Consider the following 24,993-nt stretch of genomic DNA (forward strand, 5'->3'; position numbering starts at 1 on the left):
TATTACCTCGAATCTATCCGAAAATGGCTCACTTGATGATCTAACACCTGGCGATACAGCTTGGCTGCAGCTTCATTAGTAAGGGACTTAGCTTGTATACTTCTAAATCGTTCTTCATCAGTGGGAATTTTAGTTGAACTTTGATGATAAAATTCAATCAGCCTCTGATACCATTCTTTAGGTTCACAATTTAAAGATAAAAATTGAATCAACCCCAAGCCCAAGTCTACTTCTTGACTTATTTGATCGCTGGCAAGCACGGGAATGCCTACCGCTTGAGCTTCAATGGCTACCGTGCCAAAACCTTCAGAAAAAGAGGGCATAATTAATAAATCGATACCGGCTAATAAATTAGCAATCGGACTAATTCTGCCAGCAAAGAAAACTTGGGCATCAATTTCTTTTTTTTCTACCTCTTTTTCTAAAAAATCCCGATCTTCCCCCTCACCAGCAATCACTAAACGCAAGGGATGATGCTGCTTTTTACTATAAGCTATGACTTCTAAGGTCAAAGGATGATTTTTAATTGCCGTTAAACGCCCCACTTGTCCAATTATTAGACTTTGTTTGCTTTTCTTAGTGAATTTGCTTAGCCAATATTTACGACTTGTTCGCTTCTTTTCAAAATCGATAAAGAAATCATTGGGCTCTATGCTATTTGGAATAACCACAGAGGATTCTCCAACTTTCAAAGCAAACAATTCTTCTATTGAAAGTTGAGAACATCCAATCGGTAAACGAGACAATCTTCTATTGACTTGCGCATCAAAAACTTGCATCAATTTATTTTTTAAAGCTGGATTTTTGTCATAACGGTAATGCCCATGAATATAGAAATCAAAGGGCGTATCCTTTTGGAATTGATGGGCTAAATAATAATAAATGACTGAACGGTAACCTGCAATATGACTATAAACTACTTGGTAGGCATTCTCTTGAAAAGCTTTAGCAAAACTATTCTTAAAGGATTGCCAAGAAGTTTTTTTGGGGTTATTCAGAAAATAAATCTGACCACCCGTCTCTTCAATCGTCTGTTTAAAATAGTCAGGAACTTGACTGTAGGTAGCTACATCAAAAACCATCTCTTGATTGCTAGCTTCTTTAGCTAAATTGTGAATAAATGTAGAAATGCCTCCTCCAAAAGATGACATTAGATGTAGGATTCTAATTTTTTGCAAAAGCTTCCTCCTTATACGACTTTCTACTGATTAAAATTTAGGGATTCTAGTAATCTTTCTCTTTCACTTCTTGTTTGTGTGCTAGATAGGTCAAATGTTTCAGTTTTTTGACCCTTTTGAAGATTATAGTAGAGAGTAAATTTTAAAAAATGGTTAAAACCAATGTTACTTTTTACCAGGTAATCCGTTTGATTTAATTCTTTGGCTAGTTTTAAAAAGTGATGATAATCCATTAAATTGTCAGCCATAATTTGACTTGTCTTTTGTTCTTGCCGATCATCATTGTTAATATTTTTGAATAATACTCCATTAGAGTTCTTTTTAGCAACTTCTTCTAACCTATCAAGATCTAAGACAATTAAAAAATCAATGGGCAAATTATATGATTGAGTCAATTGTTCAACTAAAGCTAACTCTCCTTGCTTTAAACCATATTCTCTGATTGTTTTTGACATTTTAGTATCTGATATAAATAAATCTAATTGTGGATCGATGTTGACTTGGACTATCTTTTCTTGATTAAAATCCCATAAATAATAAGTTAATTCTTTAATTCTTTTCTCCCCAATTCGGCCTGCTTGACTGTAATCATAGCTCAAAACTAAGAGCTCGATGCCATCTTTTGCTAAGTCTTCAAAAGACCTATCTTTTTTTTCTAGTAATTCTTGTCCAATAGTATAGTATTGCCATTCAGAAGGATTATGGACAAAGGTGCCTTGGAAAGAATTTTTCAAATCATCCAGATAGCCAAAAAAGAGAAAAGTAGAAAAAACTAAAAGAATCATTACAAGAAAAAAGACCAAAAGTCTTTTTGAAAAAAAAGGACGTTTGTCTGATTTCTGTTCTGGAAACATATGCTTCCTCCGTTCAATTTATCATTAAAATCCTTCAGGATTTTTTTTCTGCCAATTCCATGAATCTAAACACATGGCATATAAGTTTTTTTGAGCCTTCCAATTCAACTCTTGATTAGCCCTTTCAGGATTGGCATAGGCAATCGCGATATCCCCTGGACGACGATCCACGATTTGATAAGGTATTTGGACTTGATTGGCTTTTTCAAATGCCCTAATTAAATCTAGGACAGAATAACCTTGACCGGTCCCCAGATTAAATATTGCGACACCTTTATTTTTTAGATTGTGGCTAATCGCTTTTTGATGACCTTGTGCAAGATCTACTACATGAATATAATCACGCACACCTGTTCCATCGTGTGTTGGATAATCATTACCAAACACTTGCAATTCACGGCGCTTACCGATTGCTACTTGAGTAATATATGGCATTAAATTATTAGGAATTCCCTGAGGATCTTCACCAATCAAGCCAGAATGATGTGCTCCAATAGGATTAAAATAACGTAATAAAGTCACCGACCACTCAGAATCAGAATACGATAAGTCTTGCAATATTTTTTCTAAGACTAATTTTGTATAACCATAAGGATTACTAGCCTCACCCGTCGGCATTGATTCATCAAATGGCGCTTTATGTGCCTCACCATAAACAGTTGCTGAAGATGAGAAAATAATATTTTTGACTTGGTTTTCCTGCATGACTTCGAGCAAGGTAATTGTACCACTAAGATTATTATGATAATACTTTAAAGGTTTTTCAACAGATTCACCAACAGCCTTATAGCCAGCAAAATGAATGACTAAATCAACAGGATGATTTTTAAAAATTTGAGCCATTGCCTGTTTATCTTCAATGTTAGTTTGATAAAAAGTAACGTTTTTACCAGTAATTGTATGAATACGATTTAAAACCTCTGGTTTTGAATTTGAAAAATTATCGACAACGATTACTTCTTGATCATTGTTTAATAGTTCAATAACTGTATGACTGCCGATATATCCAGTTCCACCTGTAACTAAGATTGACATATATAGCCTCCATCCTTAGCTTATTTATATTCTGATTAATTATAGCATAACAAATCTAGCTAGATTCATTCTTCATAATTTCTTCCTAAATTTACTCCTACTTCTTAACCTAATAGGAATTGAGGTCCACAATTGCTATGAAGTTTGATATAATAACACAAGGTTTAAAACAACTTAACCTTAAGGGGGAATATAATGGCAGAGGCATTAATCATTTTTGCAAGTCTTACTGGAAATACCGAAGAAATGGCTGATATTATTGCTGAGCGTCTTGAAGCTCACGGTATCACTACTGATGTGGTTGAAGTCATGCAAGCAGATGCAGAAGACTTTTTAGAATATGATGCTGTATTAATCGGTTCTTATACTTACGGAGTCGATGGAGTACTACCAGACGAAATGCTAGATTTTTACGATGATTTGGGTGAATTAGATCTATCAGATAAAGTCTTTGGTGTTTTTGGTTCAGGCGATACTTACTATGAAGTCTTTTGTGGTGCTGTCGATCACTTTGAAAAACAATTTTTAAAAGTAGGCGCTCAAGCTGGTGGCCCATCATGTAAAATTAACTTAAATGCCGAAGGTGAGGATATTGAACGTCTTCAAGCTTTAGCTGATGGTATTGCTGAAAAATTAAATCAATAAGGAAAGAGGTATACTATGACTTTAAAAAATTTTGATCAACTTCTTGAAAAATATGCAAACTTAATCGTCAATAAAGGAATTGCAGTTAGTAAAGAAGATTATATTTTAATTTTCGCTGATCTTGATCAAGCCCCATTAGTTCGCTTAGTGACTGAAGCTGCTTACAAAGCAGGTGCTAAGTTTGTTAAAGTAAATTGGGCAGACGATACATTAACTCGTCTTCATTTTACCCATCAATCTGAAGAAACACTGACCGATATTCCGCAATTTATAATTGATGAAGGCAATTACTTTGTAGAAAAAAGAGCTAAACGTATCTCACTACGTTCAAGTGATCCAAATGTTCTTAAAGGAATTGATCCTGCAAAAATAAACGCAGCAAACCGTGCTTCTTCTCAAGCTATGAAAGATGTACGTATTGCGACACAATCAAATCTTGTTTCATGGTTAGTTGTTGCAGGTGCAGGTAAAGAGTGGGCTGCTCTTGTTTTCCCTGAACTAAAAACTTCTGAAGAACAAGTAGACGCTTTATGGGATCAAATTTTTAAAACAACACGTATTTATGAAGAAGACCCAATTAAAGCTTGGGATGAACATGAAGAACGTCTTAGCGAAAAAGCACGCTTCCTTAATGAACAACAATTCGATCAGTTGCATTATACAGGACCTGGAACTGATTTCACTGTCGGCTTACCTAAAAACCATGTCTGGGAAAGTGCCGGATCACTTAATGAAAAAGGCGAAGTCTTTATTGCTAACATGCCTACAGAAGAAGTCTTTACAGCTCCAGATTCAAGACGTGCAGAGGGCTATATTTCTTCTTCTAAACCATTAGCTTATGGTGGAACTATAATTGATGAAATGAAATTCACTTTCAAAGACGGTAAAGTTACCGAAGTATCAGCCAAAGAAGGTGAAGAAACCTTACGTCAACTGGTAGAAGAAAATGAGGGTTCTGATTCCTTAGGTGAAGTAGCGCTTGTTCCGCATCAATCACCAATTTCTCAATCAGGCATTATCTTCTTTAATACTCTATTTGACGAAAATGCTTCTAACCACATCGCATTAGGACAAGCCTACGCTACTTCTGTAAAAAATGGTGCTAAAATGAGCCAAAAAGAGCTAGAGGAAGTGGGACTTAATCGATCGAATGTTCACGTGGACTTTATGGTAGGAAATGCGGAAATGAATGTTGATGGAATCTCAGTAGATGGTACTGTTACCCCGATCTTCCGTAAAGGTGAATGGGCATTTTAATCACTTTAGAAGGAGGTGTTAAGGATGGTAACCCCTTCAAACTTTAACACAAATTTTGAAGAAGAAATAACCAAACACATTGAAGAAATAGATCGACGGGTAGACCGAACCGGTTGGCCGCTTCTAATCATCGGCATCATTATTTTCTTCTTACTTGTTTATCTGTCTGTAAAAGCTTTCTCTATTCCAACAACGAAAGAATATGAAGGCAGTCAAGCTGCCATGAATCAAAAAGTTGAAGATTTAGAAAATCGACTTTCTTCATTAGAAGCCCTAATCGAAGAAGGGCAAGAGTAGATAATATGGATATTTTACATATTAATTCCTATTTCTCAACTTCTGGTTTATTTAAACAAGTCTATGATCGTCAAGTAAAGCAGGGACATAAATTAAAAGTTTATGTCCCCATTTCGCATCAATTCCCTCAAGAAAGAGTAGCAGCTAGTGGAGATTACTTAAATCTATCTAGAAATCACGATCAATGGATGCGCTGGTTTTTTCCACTTAAACACCATAAGATTTGGCAAGATTTAAAAGAATCATACAGTTTAGATAGCTTTGATCTTACTCATGCACACTCACTCTTTTCAAATGGTTGGTTAGCTAGACAAGTTTATCTTAAATATCATGTCCCCTATATTGTTGCTGTACGCAATGCGGACCTACATACTTTTTTTGAAAAAATGCCATGGATGCGAAATGTGGGCTTAGATATTATGCGCGATGCCAAGCAGATTATCTTTATTTCACAAAATACTTACCAACAGGTTTTTAATCGCTTTATACCCACTAAAGAATTGGATAATCTTAAAGGTAAAAGCCAGGTCATTGCTAACGGCATTGATGATTATTGGCATAACAATCGCTTCAATGAAAAGAAATTTATTTGTCATCAGCCACTGCGTATTGTAACCGCTGGTAAAGTATCTTCTGGTAAACGTTTTGTTGAATTAGCTAAAATGATCGAACACTTTTCAAAAAAATACCAAGCAGCGGAGTTACATATTGCTGGTCCCAATTGGGATGCTAAAATTCTCAAGCAATTGCAAGCAATGGATCATATTACCTACCACGGCGCTTTAAACAAAGCTGAAATGGTCAGTTTATATCGTTCAATGGATCTTTTCGCCCTACTATCTTTCCCTGAAACCTTTGGATTAGTCTATCCAGAAGCAATGAGTCAAGGTTTGCCAGTAATCTATACTCAAAACGAAGGATTCGATTCATTTTTTAAAAATTACCATGTAGGCGTTTCTGTAGATCGATTTGATCAAACAGCTTTCGATCAAGCAATTCTTTATATTTTAAACCATTATGAACGTTTGTCTCAAGATGCTTTAGAAGCAATCAACCCCTTCAAATGGGATGAAATAATTAGCCGCTATGAAAAACTCTATCAATCAATTATTTCCTAAAGGCTTCAATCATAAAAACAAGGGGCTGGAACAAAAGGGCTGCTCAGCCCTGCCTCAAAATTTACAGCGAGCCCAGATTGGAAAGTTACTTTGCGTATTGACGTAGATTATTGGCCATAAATATTCGCTCGACATCGGTCTTAGAAAAGCTATTGCGACCGTTGATGTCGCTTGACAAGTGGTGTGTTTTTCTTTACGAGGAATAAAATCCTAGGCAGTTTTTCGGTGATACTTTTTGAGACGACGGCCTGAAAAATTGCCTTTAGAACAAGCAAATAACAATACTTTAAGTAAGACACGAGGATGATAAACAGGTCGCCCATCGGCAAGTTCAAGTGGGCGAATATTTGCTTCTGGAATCTGTTCGAATTGCTCCTCGTAGAGCTCGCTTAGTATTGGATCTTCTCAAAGGAAAGCAAGTTTAATTCATAATACACTGTTGCTACATAGAAAGCCCCTCCTAAATAGTTTTGTGTTTCCTACTATTATATTAGGAAACGCTTTCTATGTTTATATTGTTAAAGAAAAAGTCCGATTAACGATTATACCGTTTACCGAACTTTCTTTAATTATTCAGGGCTTTTGTTCCAACCCCTTGTTTTTATTTTTAAACAATTAAATTATATTTCATTTTCCTGTTGAGTCAATAAAATAGGTCCGTCTGGTCCAATAGCTAATGAATGCTCGTACTGGGCACAGTATCCTCCGTCTCGGGTTCTGGCCGTCCAACCGTTGGCATCCATCTTCATTTTCCAATCTCCTGTGGTTACCATTGGTTCAATGGTAATTGTCATGCCTTCTTTTAATCGAAGTCCCTTGCCTTTTATACCATAGTGAGGAACAGCTGGTTCTTCATGGATAGTAGGACCAATACCGTGACCAATAAAGTCGCGAACTACACCAAAGCCCTCTTTTTCCACATATGTTTGAATAGCATGTCCAATATCCCCTATACGATTCCCAGGTCTAGCTTGTTCAATCCCGCGATATAATGCTTCCTTGGTAACCTCCATTAATCGCTTATGCTCTGGACTAATTTTACCTACCGCATAACACCAACAAGAATCAGAGATAGCTCCATTAAAATCTACACAGAAGTCTACCTTTATTATATCACCAGCTTTTAAGCTACGATTAGATGGGAAACCGTGACATATCTCGTCATTAACACTGGTGCAAGTAGCAAATTTATAACCTTCGTAGCCGATTTGGGCAGCGACAGCTCCAGCTGCTTCAATTTTATTTTGAACAAATTGATCGATTTGTTTAGTAGTTAGCCCCGCTTTTATAAAATCCCGTAATGCTACATGAATATCAGAAAGGATTTTTCCTGATTCTTTCATGGCTTGAATTTCTCTTTCAGATTTAAGTGTGATCATTAATAGCCTTCTTTCTAATTTCATTATCGAATCTATTATAACGAATTACAGCTCTTTTTCCAGCCATTCGATTTCAATCCGAGCCGCTTCTTGCTGATTAGTAGCATTATAAATAGTTTGATAAGTTATTATTTTTTTAGCATCAGTTTGAGTCTCTATTTTGACATTAGCCTCTGTAAGAATTTTAACTTGATGCTCTCTAAGCAACTCTCGACCATACTTAATCGCTAAGTTTTTTATGTCATAATTATTTTGTAACCAAGAAGGAAGACTACCAATGGACCAATTTATATAAACAAGATTATTGACATGATGATTAAAATCAATATCTTGATTTGTTATAGCTTGGTCTTTTTCTTTCCAAAGAGTTATATCGTCAGGAAAATTAAGCTTTATTTTCTTAACCTCTTGTTGGTGGTCAATAAGTTGTAATTCTTCTAACTTTTTATGAGCAATACGGCCCATTTTCCTAGTTTTTAAATTAATCACCGCGAATTGCATCTGACATTCTAACAAAAGATGATCTTTAGACCTTATCTCGAACCACCGCTCTAATAAAAATCGGTTGGCCTGAATAATCTTAGTCTGAACTTCAATCGTATCACCATATTGAGGCAGTTGATTGATCATGCAGATGTTTTGCGTAATTACCCAACTTTCATCCTGCCCCAAAATAGAGTCAGTTTGATCAAATTGATTAACTTGATCATGCCTTGTGGAAGTTTCCAGAACAGCTTCTAATAGTTTAGTAAAATTATTACTTTTATTTTCTGGATCGATAAACCAATCAGTATTTATTTTAAATGTTTGAGTATAAGACGTCAGTTTTTCCACCATGTCATTTCCTCCCAAATAAGAATATCAGTAAATAAAGAAAAAAGGCAGGTTCAATGAACCCGCCTAAGTGTTAAGCTAATCAACTTATCTTGTTTTCTTTAAGACAAAGGATACTACTGCAATCAGAATAATCGCTCCAATTAATGATGGGAAAATAGCAATGCCAGATACTACAGGGCCAAAATTAGAGAAGAATTGACCACCTATCCATGAACCGATGATACCAGCAATGATATTTCCAATAACTCCCCCAGGAATATCTTTACCTAGAACCATACCTGCTAACCATCCAATGATTCCTCCAACAATTAAAGTCATAATAAGTCCCATAATTATACCTTCTTTCTTTCATTTCTATATAAATTATATAACAAATTACTACATTTTGCGAATCCTTTGTTTTGTCCTTACCCTATTAAGCGTTTGATGAGCTGCTCTTTTATTGATTTACTAATTTACTAAGATGTGAGAGTTTTTGAGAACTAAGATGAATTGTTTCTTCATAATAATTTAACAGCATGCTGGTGGCGTTTTTCCATGAATATTTTTCAGCTTCTCGACGGGCTCTTAACCCCATTTTCTTAAGCTTTAAAGGATTATCTAAAATCTTTAAAGCTTCCATTAATGACTTTATATTCCCTGATTGATAAATCATTCCTGTTTGGTTGGGAGTAATTTGTTCTAGGGTAGGACCATTTTCAGCAGCGATTACCGGAACTCCTGAAGCCATCGATTCTGAAATAACTAAGCCAAAAGTTTCTGAAACAGATGGGAATATAAAGGCGTCTCCTGTTGCATATGCCTTAGACAAGTCTTCTCCAGTTAAAAAGCCAGTGAAGGTCGTTTTTGTGCCTGTAAATAATTCTTCTAAATATTGGCGCTCTGGACCATCCCCAACAATTGCTAAACAGATATCCTCTCGGTAAGAAAGGATTGGTAATAAATGATCTAAATCTTTTTCAGCAGCAAGTCGTCCAACATAGACTAGTAGTTTTTGATTATCTAATCCAAAAGTCCATTTGTTATATAAATTCTGATCAAAAAACTTAGGATGCCTCTTTTTAAGGTCAATACCACGCGGCATAACTCCTTCAGCAGCTATCCCCTGTTGGATTAATTCTACTTTTAAACTTTCTGAAACAGTAACATTTAAATCAGCGTCATTATGCCAAAAGCGAATATAATCCCATAGAATTGGTTTCAAGAGCGGTAAATTATAGGAATCAAGATAATCAGGCAAGTGTGTATGGTAGGAAGCTAATAAAGGAATTCCCAATTGCTTAGCATATTTAACAGCAGAAGTTACCATGAAAAATGGATTGACTGCATGAATAATATCAGGTTTAAAATTTTGAATAATTGTTTTCATTTTGCGAGAAGGTAAACCCCAAGGACGTGATTTGTATAAAGGAAAGTTAAAAGAATCCATCGGTATCACTTCTACACCCTTATACTCAGTAATTCCTAAATCAGGTGATACGACAATTATTTCATGACCCAAGTCCTTCATAGCAACTGTCATATGAGCAAGGCGTGTACAGATACCATCTGTAGCAGGTACAAATGTTTCTGTTGCTATTAAAATTCTCATTTCACTTCTCCTTTACCTTAATGTCCTATCTTAATAATTATTATAACTCAATGATAAAAAGATACTGTAAATTTATTGTAAAATTTAGGTAAAGCTTTTATTTTTCCCTTTTGCGCGGTTTCCCAATGTTTTTAGTATTACGCTTACGATTTTTCTTTTTAGCTTTGACTGCTGTTTTTGGTTTTTTTGGATGTGATTTACTCTTGGTTATTCGTTTAATAGACCGTTTTATTTCTTCCTCCTCAGGCCATTCATTTAATAATTTACGATCATAAAGCACTCTTTCTTCTAAGTGAATACTACTGTCATCAAGCATATTTTTTAGGTCTATAGCTTCTTGTTGATTGACCAGTGAAATAGCACATCCCTCATTCCCCATGCGTCCAGTTCTTCCTGAACGATGATAATAAGTCCGCACATCTCGTGCTGGATGATAATGAATAACATAAGGTATTCCTTCTATATCAAGTCCTCTAGAAGCTAAATCCGTCGTTAATAAATAGATTGTTTTTTGCTGTCTAAACTGTTCTAAGGCCATTTGTCTTTCTCGATTGGTTAATTGACTATGAAGTACAGATATGGATAAATTTTCAAAAATCATTTTTGCAGCAGCTCTTTCTAACTCACTAATTTGATCAAAAAAGACAATCGCTTGCATGCTTTCAATTTGAGCCAAACGTTTTAACATATTTGTTTTTTGTCGATTGTTAACTTCTAGGTACAAATGTTCAGTTTGCATATTGGCTGAATGCATTGAAATTTCTAAACGATCATATTCATAATTTTTTGCTTGTAAATAATCAAGAAAATCTTTACTTTTAGTAGCTGAAAAATAATAGCGTTTAATATCTCTCATGAGGCGTTTCTCAATCATTTCAATGTCTGCTATTTGCTGCTCACCTTTTGAAAAAAGATAGTCTGCTTCATCATAGACAATCCATTTAACCGTGTGAACCTTCAGTTTAGATGTTTGCTTTAGTAACTCATTAAAACGTCCAGGAGTTGCCACAATAAGCTCCGGTTTATTTTTTAATTTTTCAATTTGTCTTTTGACATTAGCACCGCCAACAATACTCATAGAAGTCATTCCAAGTAATCGGCTCCATTCATCCACCACTAAAAAAATCTGCTGAGCTAATTCTTGAGTAGGGGCAAATATGATGGCTTGTAGATGTTGGTTTACTTCAATCTTTTCTAGGATAGGAAGCAAATAGGCCAGTGTTTTTCCCGTACCAGTTGGCGAAATAGCTACAACCGGCTCTTCATTTTTAAGGTAGGGATAGACTTGTTTTTGAATAGGTGTTGCCTCGGAAAAATGTTTTTCTTGCCAGTGTTTTTTTAATTGTGTATTTGATAATTCCTTCATACAATCTCCTTCTTCATGAAAGAACGGCTAAAAGTCATTGACTTCTAACCGTTCAAGGGTCTTATAATAGTTTAGCTGACTGACGTAATAACTCAAGAACTTGAACCACTTGCAAGGATAATTGTCTCCAGTTCTCATACAATATTTCTTGATGAATTGTTTTTTCTTCAAGGATCATATCTGAAAAGCTTAATAACTCATCAAACATTGGATTAGCTGGTAAATAATCTATGATTTGGGCCTTCTTACCCTCTGTGTTAACTAAACTCACCTTGGTTAAGCGTGAGATATCATTAATGATAAAAGTTTCTTGGCCAATATAAATTTCACTCGGCATCAAAGAATGAACAGTCTTGGACAAAAAGATTGAAACTTGTGTTTGAGCATACTTTAAAATGACTGTACCAAACAAATCAACTTGTCGTCCATCATCTATCGCATGATAGTAAACAGATTCAGGAAGACCAAATAAGTCGAGCGCTATGTATAAAGGATAGACACCTAAATCCATCAAGGAACCACCATGAAAATCAGCATTAAAAACATTCGGAACTTGCCAACCCTTTTCTTTGGATTCTAAGTAAGTTTCATAGCGAGAAGAGTATTGTCCCATATTAAAGTTAGCACCATATAAAGGACTGTCCAACTCTTTCATTTTATGTTTAATTAAAGGCTTCAAACGACTATAATTTCGACTATGATAGTGCATTGCCGCTTCAAATACATAAACTCCGACTTCGTCAGCGAGTGAATAGAGCTCATGCCATTGAGCTGAGGAGGTTACCATAGGTTTTTCAATAATTACATGCTTTTTTGCTTTTACAGCTTGGATAGCCTGCTGAAAATGAAAGGAGTTAGGACTAGCGATATAAATCACTTCGATTTTAGGATCATAGAGAATATTATTTAATTCATTGGTAAAATAATCGGCATCATGTTTTTGTGCAAGCTGTTTAGCCGAGTCAAGATAACGTGAATAAACCGCTGTGAGATGGTAACGCTGTGTTAACCGAGCCGCATTCATCATTTGCTCAGTAATCCATGAGCTACCGATCGTCGCATAGTTCAACATGACAAACGCTCCTTTAGGATCACCATTATTTTCTTAAAGTTTCTTCATCGACTTGGTCGAGGTAGGCCTCTATACTTGCTAAAGTATCCGCAAGATTGCCAGGTTCAAATGGTGACTTCAAGTTCCCTGTTGCAATAATTTCTGTGAAAGTCTGAGTTCCCCCAACCTTACAAATATTCAAATAATCTTCCCAAGCTTTTGGATCATGATCTACTTGGCTACGTTTCCAGAATTGGAAAGCACATACTTGAGCCAAAGTATAATCAATATAATAGAAAGGCATAGTGAAGATGTGCAATTGTTTGAACCACCAGCCTCCATTTTCATAGAACTCATTGCCTTGGTAATCAATCCAAGGGTTGTAAATTTTTTCTAATTTTCTCCAAGTTTGACGACGTTCTTCTGGTGTCATGTTTGGATTTTCATATACTTCATGTTGGAAGTGGTCCACACAAACACCATAAGGAATAAATTGAACAGCTCCAGCTAAATGTTGATACTTAAACTTCTCAATGCTATCACCAAAGAAGTTTTTCATCCATGGCCAAGTTAAAAATTCCATTGACATTGAATGAATCTCACAAGACTCTAAAGTTGGCCATACAGCTTCAGGGGTTTGAATCCATCTTGAATTATAAACTTGGAAGGCGTGGCCTGCCTCGTGAGTCAATACTTCAACGTCGTGTGATGTACCATTAAAGTTGGCAAAAATATAAGGCGTCTTGTAATTTGGTAGATACGTACAATAACCACCTGTATCTTTACCTGGTTTAGACTCTAAATCTAAAACATCGTATTCAATTAATAAGTCAATGAACTCACCTGTTTCTGGTGATAATTCATGGTACATTTCAACACCTTTAGCAACAATCTCTTCTGGACTTCCTTCAGGTTTGGCATTGCCTGTAGGGAAAGTTAGACCTAAGTCATAAAAGGCTAGCTTATCCAAACCTAGACGTTCACGCTGACGTTCAAATAGTTTCTCAGCTAAAGGTACGACATGTTTTTGCACTTCTTTGCGATAGACTTCAACGTCCTTACGGTCATAGTCTAAACGTGCCATACGCGCATAACCCACTTCAACAAAATCTTTAAAACCTAGCTTTGTTGCAATTTCGTGACGCGTTTTAACTAATTGATCATAAATACGATCAAACTCATCTTGGCGTTCTAAATACCAATCAGTAATTAACTCAGAAGTTTCTTTACGTACTTTTCGATCAGCATCTTGAGTAAAGGCGCCAATACTTGATAAGTTATAAATTTCACCTTTATACTCAATTTCAGCAGAAGCTTTTAACTTACCATACTCTGATACCAAACGATTTTCCTTTTGTAATAGCGGTATAATTTCTGGAGAAAAGATTTTCAAATGATTTTCTGCTAACTTAAAGAAAGTGTGAGGTAGTTCTTCTTCTAATTCTTTACGATAAGGTGAGCCAAGTGTAGCTCGATAATAATCACTTTCCCACTCACTAATAAGGGGTGAGTTTTCATCCCAGAAATCCGTTTCATCTGAATAGAATTGATCACGGGTATCCACTGAATGACGAATTGAAGTTAATGTTGAATTCGTTTCAATATCTCTTTGAATGTCTTGAATGGCCTTAACCGCTGCAAGTGCATCCTCAGCCGATTCAGCTTTTTTGATTCCCTCAATTTGCTGTTGGAATGACTGTTTTAAAAGAGACATATCTGGTCTTTTATATTCGAATTCATTGAATTTCATGCTTCCACATCCTTTTTTATTTATTATTTTTATTATAACACAGCGTGAATATGCTGAAAACGATTTAAAAATAAACTTTTTTGACTGCTTTTGCTATACTATATCTAAGTGAATTTAAGGAGCATCCAAATGACTAAGAAATTTCAATATAAAGGGATCGTCATTTATCAAAAATTAATTAAGGCCAGTGATCCGACATTGGTCTTATTTAAATTGAAACTAATCAAGCATCCATTAAATCCTATTGACTTAATAAACCAAGAATTTACTGCTTTGATTGCCCGTAAAGCTTTAACTTTTATGTATGAGGTTATGGTGGGAGATCAGATTCTTATATACGGACACTTTAACAATAAAAAGCAATTTATTACTGAAAAATATCTTATTGAAAAAAGAGTCCCCCGCTCATATGAAAAAGTAATCCAACAACTCCCTAATCAAAAAAAACTCTAGAAAGGAGACCCATCCTTGCCTAAAGAAAGCCCTGAAGAAATACGACATAATATTGAACAAAGACTCCCTTTATTACCTGAATTGCCCGGATGCTACTTAATGAAAGATGCTAATGATAAAATTATTTATGTGGGTAAAGCTAAAAACTTAAAAAACCGCGTGCGATCTTATTTCAGAGGAGCCCATGATAGTAAAACAGCAAAACTGGTTTCTGAGATTCATCATTTTGAAACAATTGTTACCAATTCTAACAAAGAAGCTTTGATCCTTGAAATTAATTTGATTCAACAATACAAGCCGCAATACAATATAAAACTTAAAGATGGCAGTATGTATCCTTATTTAAAAATAACTAATGAAAAGGACCCTCAATTAATTATTACCAATCGAGTTCTTAAGGATGGCGGACATTATTTTGGACCTTTTCCAAACGTACAAGCCGCTACAGCCACTCAACAATTATTACATAAAATTTATCCTCTAAGACGTTGTGGTAAAAATGAAAAGCGCGCTTGCTTTTACTACCATTTGGGACAGTGTATTGGTTGTTGTGATCATCCCGTTTCAAAAGAAACCTACCAAAAGCAAATTAATCGGATTAAACGTTTCTTTAATGGTGAAGTCGGTCCAATTAAAAACGACTTGAAGCGCAAGATGTCTGAAGCAGCTGATAAGCTAGAATTTGAACAAGCTGCTGATTTACGCGATCAGATTGAATATATTGAGACAACCGTTGAAAGACAAGCTATTATGAGTCAAGATTATGATAATATGGATGTCTTTAATTTCTATTATGATAGGGGATGGATATCTATACAAACCTTTATGTTAAGACAGGGTTCTATTCTTAAACGTAAAGCTGCTCTTTTTCCTAGTTATGGTGAAAAAGAACCAGATCATGAACTAACAACTTATATTGCTCGCTTCTATAAAGAGCAATATAATGTTATTCCAAAAGCTATCTTAGTCCCTGCTTCTGTTGATCAAGAGGTTTTAGAAGAAGTCTTTGAAATTCCTGTTCAAACACCTCTTAGAGGAAAGAAAAAGGCAATGCTCGATTTGTGTGAAAAAAATGCTAAATTAGCTTTAGATGAGAAATTCCGCTTAATTGAAGCTAGCACACGTAAAACGCTGGGCGCCATCGAAGAGTTAGCAGAGGCCCTTCAAATTGAACAGGCTAATCATATTGAAGCATTTGACCACTCACATATCCAAGGTGTTCATACGGTCTCGGGGATGGTTGTTTATCAAGAGGGTAAACCAGATCGCAAAAATTACCGTAAATTTAAGATTAAGAGTGGAGATGGAGCCAATGAATTTGCTCATTCTCAAGAAGTAATCAGGCGTCGTTACACTCGCTTGCTCAAAGAAAATAAACCATTACCTGATTTAATTTTGATGGATGGAGGGATTATACAAGTAAGAGCCGCTAGAGATGTCTTGGAAAATGAGTTAGGATTAGCTATCCCCGTAGTCGGTATGGTTAAAAATGATAAACACAAGACGGCCTCCTTACTGGAAGGTTACACTGAAAAGATAGTCGACCTTGATCCGCGTTCCCAAGCCTTCCACTTTATTCAAAGAGTGCAAGAAGAAGTTCATCGGTATGCAATATCTTATCACCGAAAAGTACGTGCTAAGAGTCAGGTGGCTTCTATTTTAGATACTATACCAGGAGTTGGCCCGGCTACACGCTCTAAACTTTTAAAACACTTTAAATCATTACAAAAAATTAAAGAATCTGATGTAGACACTCTGCGTAGATTGGGCATTTCCCGTCCGACCTCAAAACGAATTCTCGAATTTCTTAATGATTCTAATAACTGATAAGAAAAACCTTGCATAATTGGCACTGACCCCGAATAGTGAGACAAACATAAAAACACCTCCGTTGAATTCGTGTGAAATGAATTTAATGGAGGTGTTTGATTAGGGTTAATCACCTAGCTTATTCTGCAGAAACAAAATGGAAATGTATTGAATTGAAAAATGAAAGCCGGACTAATAAACAAATAATGAATGAATTAAACATTAAGAACACATCTCAAGTAAAAACTTGCTGGCGTTGGGATCGTTAAGGTCAAACCTAGCGCTTCAATCAAGCTGGAGGTAAAGAATAGACTTATGGCAAAGGATTAGAAGAACTTAGCGAGATAGATCCACTCAAAATCAAATTAAAACGTCATCAAGCAGCGATGGATGTCCTAAAAAACACAAAGAGTTGAAGAGGAGTGGGTACCAAAAGTAGTCGTCGAAACGGTTGAAAGTTTAAAAGCACATGTTTCGGTGAGTTTAATCCTCTCCTGCTAAGGGATCGCTCGATCTACTTATTATCGTTAGAAAGTTCGTGTAAATGCTAACCTAGAAAATGAAGGGAAAATTAAAATTGGACAATTATGTAAGAAACAGCCTTTCACCTATGGTTACCGTAAAATCACCCATTTAATCAACTTAGAAACAGAAAAAACTGTTAATCATAAGCGAGTTCAACAAAAATTAGGCTAGGTGTCACCGGTTCAATACCGACAACAAACAGCCTAACAAAGGTGTTCTTTATTCTGTCCCATTTATGGGGTGCAGTGCCAAATCATGCAAGGTTTTTATAATTATTCTTAAGAAATAGAAAGCATTATATTAGCCATTTGTATTTAAAATACTTTCGTCAGTCTCTAAAGTCATTTCTTCAGGTTCACGTAAGAAGGTAAAGCCTTCACCATCCACTTGTTGAACATCGTTAACCGCAATAAATGCTTTAGGGTCAATATTATGAACAATCTTTTTAACCGCCATTAGCTGACGATTGGAAACCACCACATATAATATTTGTCGTTGAGCCTTTGAGTAGAAGCCATAACCAGAGAAGATAGTAACCCCGCGCTTAACTTTATCCATAATTTCATTACCAATTTCTTCATGTTTTTCTGAAATAACAAACAGTGCATTTTTAGGATTGTAACCTGTAACCCAGAAGTTTAAGATTCGGCTATACAGGAGAATCCCAACAATGGAAATAGCGCCTTTTTCTAGACCAATCGCAAAAAATAATAAGGAAATAATCACTCCATCAAATATTAGTAAAGCATTTGAAACGCTAATTCCAACATACTTATTCAAAATTAAAGCAAGAATATCTGTACCTCCGGTTGATCCACCGCCACGAATGACAATTCCCAATCCTGTTCCCATAATTACCCCTGATACTAAAGGAGCAACTAATTGGTTATCTGGAATGAAAGGGGTAGGCTGAACGACTTTTAAAAAAAACGAAAGTGCAGCAATTGATAAGAGCGTATAAACAATCGTCATTTTACTCAATAATTTCCAACCAATAATCAGAATAATCACGTTTAAAACGAAGGCGGTCTTAGGAATATCAAAGTTTAGAGTATAGTGAAGAAAGAGGGTAAAACCAGTAACTCCGCCATCTCCCAACTCGTTCGGTAAAGATACTAAGTTGATAGCTAATGCGACTAAGAATGTTCCGACGATTGTCATTAATAATGACGATATGATATTTTTCATTTTTACACTTCCTATCTTCTTTTATAAATGGCTTTTCTTATAATTGTTTGAATCCAGTAAAAACGACACAAATGTCGGTTTTCACTTGTCTCGTTTATGATTCCTTATAGCTACATTGTTTGCAATTTTTCAAGGATTAACTCATTAACGACTTGGGGGTTTGCTTGACCTTTAGTTTTTTTCATAACTTGTCCTACAAAAAATCCAACAGCTCGATCTTTTCCATTCTTATAGTCTTCAACGGATTGTGGATTATTTTCAATAATATCTTCAATCAAAGGTTTCAATTGGGCTGGATCTGAAAGTTGAGCCATTCCTTGAGCTTCAACAATTTCTTTAGCGTTGCCCCCTTCTTGAGCTAATATTTTGAAGAGTTTTTTGGCAATTTTGGAAGAAATTGTTCCTTTATCAATTAGTTGGATCATTTCTGCTAAATTCTTAGGAGTTAAAGCTGTTTGAGAAAGCTCAAGCTGTTGTGCATTTAGATAAGCAGATACTTCTCCCATTAACCAGTTGGAAGCTTGCTTTGCATCTGCTCCTTCTTGAATAGTTTCTTCAAAGAAATCTGACATTTCCTTTTGAAGGGTTAAGACCATGGCATCGTATTCCGGAAGCTGATAATTCTCAACATACTTTTTACGACGCACTTCTGGCATTTCTGGCATCGTTTGCTGGACTTGATCAATCCATTCTTGTGAAATAGTTACCGGTGGTAGATCTGGTTCAGGGAAGTAGCGGTAATCTGCCGCCCCCTCTTTAGTACGCATTAGAATCGTTTGTCCTGTTTTCTCGTCATAACGACGTGTTTCTTGATAAATGATACCACCAGATCTTAAAATATTTTCCTGACGTTTTTCTTCAAACTCTAAACCTTTGCGAACATAATTAAAGGAATTTAAGTTCTTGATTTCAGTTTTTGTCCCGAAAGCTTCTTGGCCAAAAGGTCGAATTGAAATATTACCATCGCAGCGTAAAGAGCCCTCTTCCATTTTCACATCCGAAACGCCTGTATACATTATTCTCTCCCGTAAGGCTTCTAGAAAGGCGTGGGCCTCTTTAGGGGAACGAATATCTGCTTCGGTAACAATTTCAATTAATGGCGTACCTTGGCGATTTAAATCAACATATGAATAGCCGTCCACTCCGTGTGTGTTTTTTCCTGCATCTTCTTCCAAATGAACACGTTCAATACGTATCCGACGTTTTTTTCCTTCTACTTCAATATCCAGGTATCCATTAGACCCGACCGGTTGATCAAATTGAGAAATTTGGTAGGCAGATGGATTATCCGGGTAAAAATAATTTTTACGATCAAACTTCATCTGCTTAGCTACCTGGCAATTTAAAGCTAGAGAAGCTTTCATTCCGTATTCTATCGCTTGGCGATTCATAGTCGGTAACGCTCCCGGATAGCCCCAATCTTTCTCATTGGTATTGGCGTTGGGATCCACACCGAAGCCAACAGGTGAGGAAGAAAAGATTTTAGATTGGGTTTTTAATTCCACATGGACTTCAAGTCCGATTACTGTTTCAAAATTCATCTAGATCCTCCTATAGTTTAGGTGCTTGCTTAACAAAGTCGTGACCTTGCTCAAAATCATAAGCCATTTGGTAAAGTAAGGCTTCGCTATCCACTGGGCCTGTGAGTGCCATTCCAATAGGCAAGCCCTTGCTATCAAAGCCGGCAGGTACAGATAGGCTGGGTATTCCAGCCAAATTAACCGGGATTGTCAACAAATCTGCCACATACATTTTGAGCGGATCTGAAATGCGTTCACCAATTTTGTAAGCTGTCGAATTAGTGACCGGTCCCATAATAAGATCGAATTGATCAAATACTTCTTTAAAGTCTTGAATAATTAATGAGCGCACTTGCGCTGCCTTCTTGAAGAATTTATCATAGGCGCCTGAGCTTAAAGAATAAGTCCCTACCATTAATCGTCGCTTGACTTCAGGACCAAAGCCTTCAGAGCGAGATTTTAAGTAGATTTCTTCTAAATTTTCAGCTGCTTTTGAACGATAACCGTAGCGAATACCGTCATAACGCTGTAAATTAGATGAAGCTTCCGCAGAAGCTAGTATGTAATAAACATTAATCCCGTACTCAGAGTGAGGAAGAGAAACTTCTTCAACGATTGCTCCTTTACTTGTAAAATAATCAGCTGCTTTTTCCATTGCTTGACGAACATCCGCATCAATGACCTCTGATTGATATTCTTTAGGAAAAGCAATTCGCTTGCCTTCAATGGATTGACCAATCAAACTGCTAAAATCTAATTTTTCGTCGGCTAAACTGGTCGCATCATTTGGATCATGCCCCGCAATCACTTGTAAAAGTAAAGCGTTATCTTCAACTGTTAAAGTCATCGGTCCGACTTGATCAAGACTAGAAGCAAAAGCGATCACTCCATGACGAGAAACACGACCATAAGTTGGCTTCATTCCAACAATACCTGTATAAGAGGCAGGTTGACGAATCGAACCACCGGTATCGGTTCCTAAAGCTGCTGGCACCTGTCTAGCACTTACGGCTGCTGACGACCCCCCCGAAGAGCCTCCTGGTACTCTTTCAAGACCCCAAGGATTTTTACTTGTTTTAAAATAGGAATTTTCAGTAGATCCTCCCATAGCGAACTCATCTAGGTTAACCTTACCCACTATAATGGCTCCTGCCTTTTTTAATTGTTTTATAACAAAGGCATCATAAGTTGGCACAAAATCTTCAAGCATTTTACTGGCTGCAGTTGTTTTAAAATCAGCTGTTAAAATATTATCTTTGATTGCTATAGGAATGCCTTTTAATAATTTTGAATCATTATTCGAATAGCCTTCTTCATCTGCAGCTTTAGCCACTTCAAAAGCCGGCTCTTTAAAATCTTCATAATTTAAAAAGGATTGAACAGCACTCTCCAAAGTCTCAATTTGCCGGTAGGTATGTTCAAGCAATTCGACAGCTGTAAATGTTCCTGATTCTAGCCCTTTTTTCATCTCAGTAATGGTTGTTGGGAATTTTTTCATCTTAATCTCCTTTTTCATCTTCGATAATCACTGGTACTTGAATATAGCCTTCATTTACTGTTGGGGCATTATCCAATAAGGCTCGATAAGACGGATTAGGGACTGCGATATCTTCACGATAAACATTCTTCAACTGGTTACCATGATAAGTCGGCTCGACACCTTCCGTGTTCACCTCTTGTAAATGCTCAACCATTTCAACAATCTCTTGGATATTTGGAGCAAATTGGTCCAGTTCTTCCTCACTAAAACTTAATTTGGCTAATTTTGCAACATGCTTAATTTCCTCGCGTGTAATCATTCTTTTCCCCCTCTTCTTATTGTCTAAATATATGTGATTGATACTCCGTTTCTCCTGCATTTCTACCTATATAAGCTTCTGTATCCGCATTAGAAACAATTTTAATCTCAATTGCTATGTTCTCAGGTAATGTTTTCTGCGCAGTGTCCAGCACATGCTGACTTAAAGCAGTAATTTCTGTTGTTTGATAAAACTGTGTGACTATTTCAATATCTAATGTTTTCAACTGATCGTCTGCATATAATACTTGACCGGAAATACCATTCAGATTGGGGAAAAACTCACGAATGCCTTTAGAAAAACTATCAAAATAAGCGTATTTTTCTGCTTCGACACCTGAATCAGTCATAGGTAGAGCAACTCGGTATTCATTAAGCTCTTTCCAATCAGAAACCGCATTTCCCTCACGTGAAATACCATCCAAGACAAAACTACCCCCTACAATTTCATCAGAAGGTGCCTGTCGGTATATACCCACTAGAATAGGAATAGATCTCAATTCTTCGGTTGCTCTTAAACGACCCACAATTATATTAGCATAAGCTCTTCCGCGCTCACGCATTTCTCCCATAGAGATTTCTTCTTCGTAAACAACCCCCTCTGGGTCGGTGTACTCATAACGCGAATTCATGGATAAGCCAAGAACAATACCTGCTAGCTTGTACCCTGTTTCAGTTTCAACCATAATATTTTTTTCTAAAATTTGCGATAAGTAAATAGGCGTAGATTGAACCTGAGTGACAACCTGATCTGGCCTACCGGCGTTCTCATCAATGATATTACCCTCTACATCAACCATAACCTCTTGACCATCTTCTAAAACCGAAGTTACTGTCGCTTCTTCAATAGTAGGGGATTGATTCTCAACAGTAGTATCAGTGTCAGAAGATGTTGTTTCACGATTAGCACCACCACTATCGACAGGGATAGCAGGGTTTAAGCCTGCTGGATTATTGTCTGCTTCTCTGCCTACCCAAGAAGTCAATGTATCACCATCAATCAATTGGCCTTCTTGTAAAAAGTATTGATCGGTAGGAAACACCTCTCGTGACAAACGTAACAGACCATCTTCGAAAGCAAAGGCATTGCCCGTTGAAGATAATGTGTAGTCTGCACTAGCTGAGGGGCCGAGTTGATACTTACCATCTGTTATTACAGCTCGATAATTTTCATTAGCTAATTGGTTAGAAGTTGACCTAGCCATCACCTTCTCAGGTGTCAGTTCTGCTTCTTCTTTTTTTACCTCTAAATTATTTAAGCAACCTGACAATAAAGTAAGACAGGTTAGCAATGTGATACATTTCAATTTATTTTGCATCGTTAATTCCACTTTCTACTAATTTTTCTATAAATGTAGATTCATCTATGATTGTAACACCTAAATCCCGAGCTTTTATTAATTTACTGCCGGCTTCTGCCCCCGCAATCAATATATCTGTTTTCTTTGAGACTGAGCCGGTTACATTTGCTCCTAAATTTTGTAAAATTTGCTTTGCTTCATTACGAGTATAAGCATTCATACTACCAGTTAGAACAATAGTCTTTCCTTTAAATTCATTGGTCTGTTGAGTGCCAATCACGGTTGTTTGAAAATCGGTTTTGACACCTATTTTTTTTAAACGATCAATCAATTTTAATGAAGACTCTTGTTGGAAATAATGAACCAGTGATTGAGAGATGATTTCACCTATGCCCTCAATTTGACCGACTTGTTCTGCCTCGGCAATCATCACTGTTTCTATTGTACCAAATTCTTCGGCAATTAGGCGAGCAGCTTTTGCACCGACATGACGAATTCCCAAAGCAAATAGTAATCGATCTAATCCCCTATCCTTAGACTCATTAATCGCTTGGATCAAGTTGTTAGCTGACTTTTCTTTAATCTTATCAAGTTTTAAAAGGTCTTCTTGCTTGAGATAATAAAGATCAGCCGGATTTTCAATCAAATGATGGTCCAATAATTGCTCAATAATTTTTTCACCCAGACCATCAATATTCATGGCTAATCGGGAAACAAAATGAGTAATCTGAGCCAACCTTTGGGCGGGACAGTTAGGATTAACACATCTTAAAGCCACTTCATCTTTAATTTTCACTAGCTCTTCATGACATTGTGGACATTCGGTAGGAATAGCTACCGGTCGATCATCTCGCTTTCTTTTAGTTAGATCAACCTCTAATATTTCGGGAATAATATCTCCTGCCTTATGGATAACGACTTGATCACCTATATGTAAATCAAGTTTTTCAATAAGATCTACATTATGAAGACTTGCTCTTTGAACAGTAGTTCCTGCCAATTGAACAGCCTCCATAATAGCGGTAGGGGTAACTACTCCAGTTCTACCCACTGTCCAATCTACATTAAGTAAAGTTGTTTGAGCAACTTCTGCTGGAAACTTATAGGCAATTGCCCAACGGGGCGCTTTAATAGTATGCCCCAATTTTTCTTGATATTCAAAAGCATTGACTTTAATAACCACTCCATCAATCTCATAGGGTAATTGGTGCCTTTTTTGGCCAACCGTTTGGATAAACTCCCATACTTCATTAAAATTATGACATTCTTTTCTAAAAGAGTTCGTTCTTAAGCCAACAGCTTCCATCTCTTCTAGGAGTTCTCCTTGAGAAGTTGCCTCTATATCCGATTGACTAGAGCAATTATACATAAATATGTTTAGTTGCCTCTTTGCTGCCTTTGCGGGATCTTTCTGTCGCAATGCACCAGCTGCCGCATTGCGAGGATTAGCCAAGGGACTTTCCCCTGCCTCATCTCTTTGTTCATTTAATTTTAAAAAGACCTCTTTAGGCATATAAGCTTCTCCTCGAAATTCACCTGAAACGGGCTTTCTCAGTCGTAATGGTAAGGAATGGATTGTTCGTAGGTTTTGAGTAATATCTTCTCCCGTTTGACCATTACCTCGTGTAGCTCCTCGAACAAACAAACCATCTTCATAAGTTAAGGCAATGGCAAGACCATCGATTTTACACTCACAGATAAAAGAATGCTGAGACCCAACCACTTCTTCTACCTTTTTAATAAAAGCATGTATGTCTGCTTCATTAAAAGCATTACTTAAAGAGTACATGGTTTGAGCATGTTTAACCTTTTGAAAACCTTCTAACAGCTGGTCACCCACTCTCTGACTAGGTGAGTCCAAAGTGACCCACTTCGGATACTTAGCTTCAATCATGAGCAATTCTTGATACAGCTCATCATACTCTGCATCCGTAATTAATGACTGATCCAATACATAGTAAGAGTAAGCATAATTATTTAATTTTTCTTTTAAAGCATCTAAACGTTGTCTTTCTTTCTGCTGATTAGACATCAGGAGCCT

22 protein-coding genes and 1 pseudogene are annotated in these 24,993 nt (G+C 36.5%); 7 read left to right on the forward strand and 16 right to left on the reverse strand.

The genetic code is table 11. From position 1 onward, the window contains the following. Positions 1-2: 2 nt before the first annotated feature. Genes ACQV2G_RS05260 through galE form a run of 3 tightly spaced genes read right to left on the reverse strand, consistent with a single transcriptional unit; the run spans position 3 to position 3,067 of the window. Positions 3-1,178: a glycosyltransferase gene (locus ACQV2G_RS05260; protein WP_428874869.1), complete on the reverse strand. Its 1,176-nt coding sequence runs from the start codon at positions 1,176-1,178 to the stop codon at positions 3-5. A gap of 23 nt (positions 1,179-1,201) precedes the next feature. After that, the gene (locus tag ACQV2G_RS05265) at positions 1,202-2,032 is read right to left on the reverse strand and encodes a hypothetical protein (RefSeq protein WP_428876295.1); all 831 of its coding nucleotides are present in this window, start codon (positions 2,030-2,032) and stop codon (positions 1,202-1,204) included. Positions 2,033-2,056: 24 nt separating this feature from the next. Continuing rightward, the gene (galE, locus tag ACQV2G_RS05270) at positions 2,057-3,067 is read right to left on the reverse strand and encodes a UDP-glucose 4-epimerase GalE (protein ID WP_428873582.1); all 1,011 of its coding nucleotides are present in this window, start codon (positions 3,065-3,067) and stop codon (positions 2,057-2,059) included. Positions 3,068-3,262: 195 nt separating this feature from the next. On the opposite strand from galE, the gene ACQV2G_RS05275 reads away from it, so the two are divergent. Genes ACQV2G_RS05275 through ACQV2G_RS05290 form a run of 4 tightly spaced genes read left to right on the forward strand, consistent with a single transcriptional unit; the run spans position 3,263 to position 6,384 of the window. After that, positions 3,263-3,712, forward strand: a complete 450-nt coding sequence (locus ACQV2G_RS05275) for a flavodoxin (protein WP_428873581.1) — start codon at positions 3,263-3,265, stop codon at positions 3,710-3,712. A gap of 15 nt (positions 3,713-3,727) precedes the next feature. Beyond that, entirely contained in the window at positions 3,728-4,969 is a 1,242-nt protein-coding gene (locus tag ACQV2G_RS05280; RefSeq protein WP_428873580.1) for an aminopeptidase, read from the forward strand. 24 nt (positions 4,970-4,993) lie between these two features. Next, on the forward strand, positions 4,994-5,266 hold the full coding sequence (locus ACQV2G_RS05285; RefSeq protein ID WP_428873579.1) for a hypothetical protein: 273 nt from the start codon (positions 4,994-4,996) through the stop codon (positions 5,264-5,266). A 5-nt stretch (positions 5,267-5,271) separates the two neighbouring features. Next, positions 5,272-6,384 carry a glycosyltransferase family 4 protein gene (locus ACQV2G_RS05290; RefSeq protein ID WP_428876296.1) on the forward strand — a complete coding sequence of 371 codons (1,113 nt, stop codon included), beginning with the start codon at positions 5,272-5,274 and terminating at the stop codon, positions 6,382-6,384. Between the two features lie 620 nt (positions 6,385-7,004). On the opposite strand, the gene map is transcribed toward ACQV2G_RS05290, so the two are convergent. From map to ACQV2G_RS05325, 7 genes are all read right to left on the reverse strand, one after another. Continuing rightward, on the reverse strand, positions 7,005-7,763 hold the full coding sequence (gene map, locus ACQV2G_RS05295) for a type I methionyl aminopeptidase (RefSeq protein WP_428873577.1): 759 nt from the start codon (positions 7,761-7,763) through the stop codon (positions 7,005-7,007). Between the two features lie 45 nt (positions 7,764-7,808). Next, entirely contained in the window at positions 7,809-8,600 is a 792-nt protein-coding gene (locus tag ACQV2G_RS05300) for an acyl-ACP thioesterase domain-containing protein (protein ID WP_428874870.1), read from the reverse strand. A gap of 84 nt (positions 8,601-8,684) precedes the next feature. Next, complete coding sequence (locus tag ACQV2G_RS05305; RefSeq protein ID WP_428873575.1) at positions 8,685-8,930, reverse strand: GlsB/YeaQ/YmgE family stress response membrane protein; 246 nt, start codon at positions 8,928-8,930, stop codon at positions 8,685-8,687. 109 nt (positions 8,931-9,039) lie between these two features. Continuing rightward, positions 9,040-10,191 (reverse strand): glycosyltransferase family 4 protein, encoded by a 1,152-nt coding sequence (locus ACQV2G_RS05310; RefSeq protein ID WP_428876297.1) that lies wholly within the window; start codon positions 10,189-10,191, stop codon positions 9,040-9,042. Positions 10,192-10,288: 97 nt separating this feature from the next. Next, positions 10,289-11,557, reverse strand: coding sequence for a DEAD/DEAH box helicase (locus ACQV2G_RS05315; RefSeq protein WP_428876298.1), 1,269 nt, complete (start codon positions 11,555-11,557; stop codon positions 10,289-10,291). 61 nt (positions 11,558-11,618) lie between these two features. After that, complete coding sequence (locus ACQV2G_RS05320; protein ID WP_428873572.1) at positions 11,619-12,629, reverse strand: Gfo/Idh/MocA family protein; 1,011 nt, start codon at positions 12,627-12,629, stop codon at positions 11,619-11,621. Positions 12,630-12,654: 25 nt separating this feature from the next. Continuing rightward, positions 12,655-14,358: a M3 family oligoendopeptidase gene (locus tag ACQV2G_RS05325; protein ID WP_428873571.1), complete on the reverse strand. Its 1,704-nt coding sequence runs from the start codon at positions 14,356-14,358 to the stop codon at positions 12,655-12,657. Positions 14,359-14,487: 129 nt separating this feature from the next. On the opposite strand from ACQV2G_RS05325, the gene ACQV2G_RS05330 reads away from it, so the two are divergent. The 3 genes and pseudogenes from ACQV2G_RS05330 to ACQV2G_RS05340 form a co-directional block, all read left to right on the forward strand. Then, entirely contained in the window at positions 14,488-14,811 is a 324-nt protein-coding gene (locus ACQV2G_RS05330; RefSeq protein WP_428873570.1) for a hypothetical protein, read from the forward strand. Positions 14,812-14,826: 15 nt separating this feature from the next. After that, entirely contained in the window at positions 14,827-16,638 is a 1,812-nt protein-coding gene (uvrC, locus tag ACQV2G_RS05335) for an excinuclease ABC subunit UvrC (protein ID WP_428874873.1), read from the forward strand. A 549-nt stretch (positions 16,639-17,187) separates the two neighbouring features. Continuing rightward, positions 17,188-17,316, forward strand: a pseudogene (locus ACQV2G_RS05340) (IS3 family transposase); the annotation flags it as partial. Positions 17,317-17,445: 129 nt separating this feature from the next. Here the strand turns inward: ACQV2G_RS05340 and ACQV2G_RS05345 are convergent. The 6 genes from ACQV2G_RS05345 to ligA form a co-directional block, all read right to left on the reverse strand. After that, positions 17,446-18,333, reverse strand: coding sequence for a YitT family protein (locus ACQV2G_RS05345; protein ID WP_428873568.1), 888 nt, complete (start codon positions 18,331-18,333; stop codon positions 17,446-17,448). Between the two features lie 110 nt (positions 18,334-18,443). Further along, entirely contained in the window at positions 18,444-19,874 is a 1,431-nt protein-coding gene (gatB, locus tag ACQV2G_RS05350; protein ID WP_428873567.1) for an Asp-tRNA(Asn)/Glu-tRNA(Gln) amidotransferase subunit GatB, read from the reverse strand. Between the two features lie 10 nt (positions 19,875-19,884). Next, on the reverse strand, positions 19,885-21,351 hold the full coding sequence (gene gatA / locus ACQV2G_RS05355; RefSeq protein WP_428876299.1) for an Asp-tRNA(Asn)/Glu-tRNA(Gln) amidotransferase subunit GatA: 1,467 nt from the start codon (positions 21,349-21,351) through the stop codon (positions 19,885-19,887). A gap of 1 nt (position 21,352) precedes the next feature. Beyond that, positions 21,353-21,652: an Asp-tRNA(Asn)/Glu-tRNA(Gln) amidotransferase subunit GatC gene (gene gatC, locus ACQV2G_RS05360; RefSeq protein WP_428873565.1), complete on the reverse strand. Its 300-nt coding sequence runs from the start codon at positions 21,650-21,652 to the stop codon at positions 21,353-21,355. Between the two features lie 16 nt (positions 21,653-21,668). Beyond that, positions 21,669-22,970, reverse strand: coding sequence for a CamS family sex pheromone protein (locus ACQV2G_RS05365; protein WP_428873564.1), 1,302 nt, complete (start codon positions 22,968-22,970; stop codon positions 21,669-21,671). Next, on the reverse strand, positions 22,960-24,984 hold the full coding sequence (gene ligA, locus ACQV2G_RS05370) for an NAD-dependent DNA ligase LigA (RefSeq protein ID WP_428876300.1): 2,025 nt from the start codon (positions 24,982-24,984) through the stop codon (positions 22,960-22,962). Before ligA ends, ACQV2G_RS05365 begins: the two co-directional genes overlap by 11 nt. Positions 24,985-24,993: the final 9 nt, after the last annotated feature.

The sequence above is a fragment of the Facklamia sp. P12955 genome, assembly GCF_050409565.1.
Taxonomy (GTDB): Bacteria; Bacillota; Bacilli; order Lactobacillales; family Aerococcaceae; genus Facklamia.